This window comes from uncultured Bifidobacterium sp., assembly GCF_959020145.1.
Taxonomy (GTDB): Bacteria; Actinomycetota; Actinomycetes; order Actinomycetales; family Bifidobacteriaceae; genus Bifidobacterium.
Genome location: NZ_CAUEQY010000053.1, coordinates 1 through 6,327 on the forward strand (window position 1 = coordinate 1; position 6,327 = coordinate 6,327).

8 protein-coding genes are annotated in these 6,327 nt (G+C 59.1%); 7 read left to right on the forward strand and 1 reads right to left on the reverse strand.

Features of this window, described 5'->3' with window-relative positions; all coding sequences use genetic code 11:
- From Q5H33_RS07835 to Q5H33_RS07845, 3 genes are all read left to right on the forward strand, one after another.
- Positions 1-323: nucleoside hydrolase (locus Q5H33_RS07835; RefSeq protein ID WP_302423900.1), on the forward strand; the 323-nt coding region annotated here is incomplete at its 5' end.
- 65 nt (positions 324-388) lie between these two features.
- Positions 389-1,840 carry an MFS transporter gene (locus tag Q5H33_RS07840; protein WP_302423901.1) on the forward strand — a complete coding sequence of 484 codons (1,452 nt, stop codon included), beginning with the start codon at positions 389-391 and terminating at the stop codon, positions 1,838-1,840.
- Between the two features lie 120 nt (positions 1,841-1,960).
- On the forward strand, positions 1,961-2,938 hold the full coding sequence (locus Q5H33_RS07845; RefSeq protein WP_004223158.1) for a ribokinase: 978 nt from the start codon (positions 1,961-1,963) through the stop codon (positions 2,936-2,938).
- A gap of 176 nt (positions 2,939-3,114) precedes the next feature.
- Here the strand turns inward: Q5H33_RS07845 and Q5H33_RS07850 are convergent, their stop codons facing one another.
- Positions 3,115-4,128 carry a ribose-phosphate diphosphokinase gene (locus Q5H33_RS07850; protein WP_004223162.1) on the reverse strand — a complete coding sequence of 338 codons (1,014 nt, stop codon included), beginning with the start codon at positions 4,126-4,128 and terminating at the stop codon, positions 3,115-3,117.
- 264 nt (positions 4,129-4,392) lie between these two features.
- Between Q5H33_RS07850 and rpsF the strand changes: the two genes are divergently transcribed.
- Genes rpsF through rplI form a run of 4 tightly spaced genes read left to right on the forward strand, consistent with a single transcriptional unit; the run spans position 4,393 to position 6,171 of the window.
- Positions 4,393-4,680, forward strand: a complete 288-nt coding sequence (rpsF, locus tag Q5H33_RS07855; RefSeq protein ID WP_003810120.1) for a 30S ribosomal protein S6 — start codon at positions 4,393-4,395, stop codon at positions 4,678-4,680.
- 56 nt (positions 4,681-4,736) lie between these two features.
- Positions 4,737-5,396 carry a single-stranded DNA-binding protein gene (locus tag Q5H33_RS07860; protein ID WP_055063700.1) on the forward strand — a complete coding sequence of 220 codons (660 nt, stop codon included), beginning with the start codon at positions 4,737-4,739 and terminating at the stop codon, positions 5,394-5,396.
- Between the two features lie 60 nt (positions 5,397-5,456).
- Positions 5,457-5,705: a 30S ribosomal protein S18 gene (gene rpsR, locus Q5H33_RS07865; RefSeq protein WP_003810112.1), complete on the forward strand. Its 249-nt coding sequence runs from the start codon at positions 5,457-5,459 to the stop codon at positions 5,703-5,705.
- Positions 5,706-5,724: 19 nt separating this feature from the next.
- Complete coding sequence (gene rplI, locus Q5H33_RS07870) at positions 5,725-6,171, forward strand: 50S ribosomal protein L9 (RefSeq protein ID WP_004223169.1); 447 nt, start codon at positions 5,725-5,727, stop codon at positions 6,169-6,171.
- The last annotated feature ends 156 nt before the right edge of the window (positions 6,172-6,327 follow it).

The following is a 6,327-nucleotide window of genomic DNA, read 5'->3' on the forward strand; positions in this document are numbered from 1 at the left end:
TCGGCACCAAGGCCGGCAAGTTCCTGGCCGACATGACCGACTTCTACATCAAGGCTTACGAAACCACGTCCCCGCATCTGGGCGGCTGCGGCCTGCACGATCCGCTCGCCGTTGGCGTGGCAGTGGACCCGACCCTCGTCACCACCCTCGACATCAATATGAAGGTCGACGTGGAAGGCCCGACCCGCGGACGCACCATCGGCGACGAAACCCGCCTGAATGACCCGGCCAAGACCATGAAAGTTGCCGTCGGCGTCGACGTGCCGCGCTTCCTGAACGAATTCATGACCCGCATCTCCGGCCTCGCAGCCAAGGCTGAATAAGCGTAACCGGCCAAGCAATCGCGTATCGCATATCGCGCAATTCGAGAGAATCAAGGATTTTTATTATGTCTAACAACACAACCGCCGTGACCGGCACCGCATCCGCCGATCCGTTCGATGATCCGGTGACCAGCAACAAGATGGCCATCCGCGCCCTGATCCCGCTGCTGATCACCTTCGTGCTCGGCACCCTGTGCCTGCAGGGCTTCAACCTGGTGTTCCAGCAGGTCGGCGCCGACGTCGGCGCACCGAACCAGGCGTCCCTGATCACCGCATTTCCGAGCATCGTGCTCGGCATCGTGTGCTTCATCTACGGTTCCCTGGGCGATTTCGTCTCCCTGCGTAAGCTTGTGACCGTCGGTCTCGTGACGCTGTTCGTCGGCTCCATCTTCGGTTTCGTGGCAAACTACTTCTTTGCCGCAAACCTGTGGACCGTGATCATCGCACGCGTGCTGCAGACCGCAGGCGAACAGGTGGCAGGTTCCGCCTTCCTGGTGGTGGCCACCAAGTACCTGCGTAACGATTTGAAGGTCATCTTCTTCGGTCTGTTCACCGCCGCATACCAGCTTTCCGCATCCATCGGCGTGTTCGCAGCCGGCATGCTCAGCTCCATCGCATGGCAGTTCCTGTTCCTGATCCCGTCCGTCACCATCCTGTTCCTGCCGATCCTGCTCAAGACCCTCCCGTCCAAGAGCGGCAACGGCCAGAAGGTCGACGCGTTCGGCTTCGTGATCTTCGGCTTCGCCACCGCGTTCCTGACCCTGTTCTTCTCCTACATGTCCTGGTGGATGCTCGTGGTCTCCCTGCTGCTGTTCGTGGCATTCGCCTTCTACATCAACAAGGCCTCCAACCCGTTCATCACCCCGGCGTTCTTCAAGAACACCCGCTGGCTGCGCGCCATCTGCCTGATCCTCGTGTTCTACTTCGTGAACTACGCACTGAGCCCGATCTTCAACGCCATCGGCACCAACATCTACGGCATGACCACCACCCAGGTCTCCCTGCACATTGTGTGGGCCTTCGTGGTCGCCGCCGTGGTGGGCACCTGCTCCGGCATGATCATCCGCAAGATCGGAATCAAGGCCGGCATCGTGACCGCAGGCACCCTCATGTTCCTCGGCTGGACCGGTGCGGCATTCTGCGTGAACTCCGGTTTCGTGGTGCTGACCCTGTGCGCATGTGTGTTCTACGCAGGCTGCGGCCTCATGTACTCCCCGGTGGTCTCCACCGTGCTGGGCACCATTGAAAAGGACGAATCCGGCCGTGGCGTCGGCATGAACGATCTGGCCATGAACGTTTCCCCGTCCATCGGCATCGCCATCATCGGCAGCCTGCTCGGCTCCAACGCCCTCGCAGGCGGCTCCATCACCGGCGCAACCGGCACTGCCGCCAACTATGCCAACCTGCTGCTGGTCGCCGCCGGTAGCGCACTGCTTGGCCTGATCGTGTTCTTCGTCTTCAAGAAGAAGATCTACGAAGGCAACCATGCGCTGGAAACCGAGGAATCGGCAAAGTAATCGCACATTACATCCTCAATATAATAAAAATGGGGATTTGCGATAATTGCGATTACTGAACAACACTATTTCGCAAATCTCCATTTTCATAAATCTTCTTTTGATGTAAGGAAGGTAAAGATGAGCGCGACTGAAGTTCTCTCCGCATTGGACCGCATCCACGGCACAGTGTCCGTAATCGGCTCGATGAACGCGGACTACACCGTCACCGCACAGCGTCTGCCAGGGCCGGGGGAGACCATCACCGGCGGTCCGCTGCAGCTGCTGCCGGGCGGAAAATCCGGCAACCAGGCGGCCGCCGCAGCGCGCATCGGCGCAACCGTGCAGATGTTCGGCGCGGTCGGCTCCGATTCCAACGCCGACTTCCTACTCGGCGCTCTGGGCGAGGCGGGCGTGAACACCACGCATGTTCGCCGCGTGCTCGGACCATCCGGCACAACCGTGATTACCGTGGACGCAACCGGCGAAAACACCATCGTGTACTCGCCGGGATCGAACGCGCAGGTCACCGTGGATTATGTGGAATCCGTGCGCGATGCGCTGGCACGGTCTTCCGTACTTGGCCTGTGCTTGGAAAGCCCGATCGAAACGGTGACGGCCGCCGCGCGCATGTGCCATGAAGCGGGCGTGAAAGTGCTGCTCAACGATTCGCCGTTCACCCCGTCGCTGCCGGCCGAACTGGTGGAAGCATCCGATATTCTGCTCGTCAACGAGCATGAGATGGTGCAGCTGCTCGGCATTGACGAGCCGGAAAACGACGATTGGGACGGTTTCGATTGGAATCATGCGCTGGAAGCAATGCGTGGATTCGGTTTCGAACAGGCGATCGTGACGCTCGGCGGCGATGGTTCCGTGGTATTGGATTCCACTTCGGCAACGCCGATCCAGCGCATTGCCCCCGTGCGTGTGAACGCGGTGGACACCACCGGCTGCGGCGACTCCTTCATGGGCACGGTGCTGGCCGGTCTTGCCTCGGGCATGGCGCTTTCCGAAGCGGCCGAGCTTGCCTCGTATGTTTCGGCATACGCCGCCACAGGGTATGGTGCGCAGGCCTCCTACGGCAATGCCGCGCAAATCCGCGAAGCATTCGCCAAATAACGGAAGCGAGGATGCCTATCGGACGCTAGCCAGATTTCTCTTTTCTCTCTTGATACGCGGGGTGCCGCATCCTACCGACGTAGGATGCGGCACCCCGTTTTTGGGAAGATCTGACATTAAAAAACTCGCCGACCGGATGGGGGCGAGTTTTTGTTACGTTGAAAAGATTGCGCGAATCAGGCGTAGATATTGCGGGGACGCATGTCTTCGGGCAGGCCGTTGAGCAGCGTGGAAACGGATCCGGATTCGAACACGGAACGGATGCCGGCGGCCAACAGCGGAGCCACGGACAGCACGGTCATGTTCGGCAAGCGCTTCTCTTCCGGAACGGGCACGGTGTCGGTGAGCACGATTTCCTTGGCACCGCAATTTCTCAGGCGTTCCACGGCCGGGCCGGACAGCAGGCCATGCGTGGCAACCAGCGTCACGGACTTCGCACCAGCGTTGTTCAGTGTGCGCACGGCCTCGCAGATGGTGCCCGCGGTGTCGATCATGTCGTCGACCACCACGCAGTCGTGACCTTCGACCTCGCCGATAATGCCATGCGCTTCGGCATGGTTCGGGCGGGTGGTGTCACGGGTCTTGTGAATGAACGCGAGCGGCAGATTGCCCAGCTTCGCGGCCCACTGTTCGGAAACCTTGATGCGGCCGGCATCCGGAGACACGATGGTGGTGTTCTCAAGCGGCATGTTGTTGCGCACGTAGTCAAGCAGCACCGGAGTGGCGGTGAGATGGTCGACCGGTCCATCGAAGAAACCCTGCTCCTGGGCGGCATGCAGATCGACCGTCATAATACGGTCGGCGCCGGCTGCGCGGAACAGGTCGAAAATCAGTCGGGCGGTGATGGGCTCGCGGCCCTGATGCTTCTTATCCTGGCGCGAATAGCCAAGGAACGGCGCGACCACGGTAATGGAACGGGCGGAAGCGCGCTTCATGGCGTCAACCATAATGAGCTGCTCCATAATCCACTTGTTGATCGGCTCGGTGTGCGCCTGCATCACGAACGCATCGGCGCCACGCACCGGCTCGGTGTAACGCACATACATCTCGCCGTTGGCGAAATCGTAAGCCGTGGTCTCAAGTACGTCGATTCCCAGGTATTTCGCGGTTTCATGGGCCTGCTCAGGGTACGCACGACCCGTCACCAAAGCCAATTTCTTATCCGGGGTGCCTTCGAGAATCGCCGACATGCTTCGCCTTCCACAAATCTAGAGTCGCGTAAATACGGTACCAACCGTACAAAAATAGCCGTATTCAATATAACAATGCGGGTGCCCATGACGCGCCTGCACCACAGAACGTGCGCAATTGCCGCTCGTCCAGCAGAAGGGCTATGCTGAACAGGTTGTCTGAACTGTATCTTTATACCTTTCATATATAGATGCGTGAAGGCAGTACGCATACACACTCCTGCCATGGAAGGTCCATGGCCGATAGTCCGAAGGAGGTGGGTGATGTCTGCGCATAAGTACGAACTGATGTTCATTGCCGATCCTGAGCTGGATGAGCGCGGTCTGAAGAAGTTGACCGAGCAGTATCTGGAAACTGTCACCAAGGAAGGCGGTGCTGTCGAGAACATCGACATCTGGGGCCGTCGCAAGCTTGCCTACGAGATCGCCGGCAAGACCGAAGGCAATTACGTTGTGGTCAACTACTCCGCTGAGCCGGCCACCAGCGACGAACTCGATCGTCTGCTGAACCTGAACGAATCCGTCATCCGTACGAAGATTCTTCGCAAGTAAGTAATTCCAAGCTTTTCAAGCTGCAAAACAATAAGCTGCAAAGTAAGTAGGTAACGATGGCAGGCGAAACGATTATCACTGTGGTGGGTAACCTCACGGCTGATCCCGAAATCCGTACGGTTGGCAACGGCTCGTCCGTGGCCAGCTTCACCATTGCCTCCACTCCGCGCACCTGGAACCGTAATACGGGCCAGTTTGAAGATGGTCAGGCTTTGTTCATGCGCTGCTCCGCGTGGCGCGACATGGCCGAACATTGCGCGCAGAGCCTGAGCAAGGGCATGCGTGTGATCGCGCAAGGCCGTTTGCAGCAGCGTTCCTACCAGGCGAACGATGGTTCCCAGCGCACGGTCGTCGAGCTTCAGGTCGATGAGATCGGCCCGTCCCTGCGCTATGCGACCGCCCAGGTCACCCGAACCTCCAGTGCCAACGGTGGTAATTTTGCCGGCAATCGCGGCGGCAACAATTTCGCTGGCGGCAATGGCGGATTCAACAACGGTGGCTTCGCCGGCAATGCCGGTGGCTATCAGGGCGGTGCCGGATATTCCGGTGGCGCTGGCTATCAGGGTGGGGCTGCCGCTCCAGCCAATGCCGCGCCCGCCGTGCAGCCTGCTCCGGCATCGGATCCGTGGGGCAATTCGGATAATTCCGGTTCCTCATCGTTCGGTTCCTTTGGCTCCTCCGAATTTGGCGGAAGCAGCGACGAACCGGAATTCTGATCCGACCCGGATCGCAGCTTAAAAGAAAAGCAATTTCCAGATTGTAAGGAGAACATCAAGATGTCACGCAAGAGGCCGCAGCCGCCGGTCAAGCCGTTTAAGAAGAAGCCGAATCCACTGAAGGCCGCCAAGGTCACCGAGATCGATTACAAGGACGTCGCCCTGCTGCGTAAGTTCATCTCCGATCGCGGCAAGATTCGTTCCCGTCGTATCACCGGTGTCACCGTGCAGGAGCAGCGCGAGATCTCCAAGGCTATCAAGAACGCCCGCGAGATGGCCCTGCTGCCGTACGCCACGTCCGGCCGCTGATCTTAGAGAGGTTTGAACAATGGCTGAAACTAAGGTTATTCTCACCAAGTCCGTCAATCACCTGGGTCACCCGGGCGACGTCGTGTCCGTCAAGGCCGGCTACGCTCGCAACTACCTGATTCCGCAGGGTCTGGGCTTCGCATGGTCCAAGAACGCTGCCGCCCAGATCGAGGCCATGAAGCGCGCTCGTCTGGCCAAGGCCGTTGCCACCCGCGAAGAGGCTGTTGCCGCCAAGGAGCTCATCGAGGGTTCCGTCGTCGAAATCGCCGCCAAGGTCTCCGAGTCCGGCAAGCTGTTCGGTGGCATCTCCGCCGACAAGATCGCCATCGCGCTGTCTTCCAAGGCTGCCGTCAACCCGAAGAACATCACCGTGGATCCGATCAAGACCACCGGCGAGTTCGCTGCAACCGTCGCTCTGCACCCGGAAATCTCCGCTTCCTTCACCGTGAAGGTTGTCGCTGAGTGATTCGGCCCCATTCGCTATGGCTGCATTCATTGCGGTTACGGCGAATGACTTCAGACTGAGATACGTCTGAGCTTAAGCATGGAAAATCCCCCTGCACCAGCTGAAAACAGTTGTGCAGGGGGATTTTCATATTTGATCAGTTGTAGCCACCGTCAT

Excerpts from the sequence above, each read along its gene's own strand:
- Q5H33_RS07840 (WP_302423901.1), top strand. The coding sequence starts at position 389 with ATGTCTAACAACACAACCGCCGTGACCGGCACCGCATCCGCCGATCCG.
- Q5H33_RS07845 (WP_004223158.1), top strand. The coding sequence starts at position 1,961 with ATGAGCGCGACTGAAGTTCTCTCCGCATTGGACCGCATCCACGGCACA.
- Q5H33_RS07850 (WP_004223162.1), bottom strand. The coding sequence starts at position 4,128 with ATGTCGGCGATTCTCGAAGGCACCCCGGATAAGAAATTGGCTTTGGTG.
- rpsF (WP_003810120.1), top strand. The coding sequence starts at position 4,393 with ATGTCTGCGCATAAGTACGAACTGATGTTCATTGCCGATCCTGAGCTG.
- Q5H33_RS07860 (WP_055063700.1), top strand. The coding sequence starts at position 4,737 with ATGGCAGGCGAAACGATTATCACTGTGGTGGGTAACCTCACGGCTGAT.
- rpsR (WP_003810112.1), top strand. The coding sequence starts at position 5,457 with ATGTCACGCAAGAGGCCGCAGCCGCCGGTCAAGCCGTTTAAGAAGAAG.
- rplI (WP_004223169.1), top strand. The coding sequence starts at position 5,725 with ATGGCTGAAACTAAGGTTATTCTCACCAAGTCCGTCAATCACCTGGGT.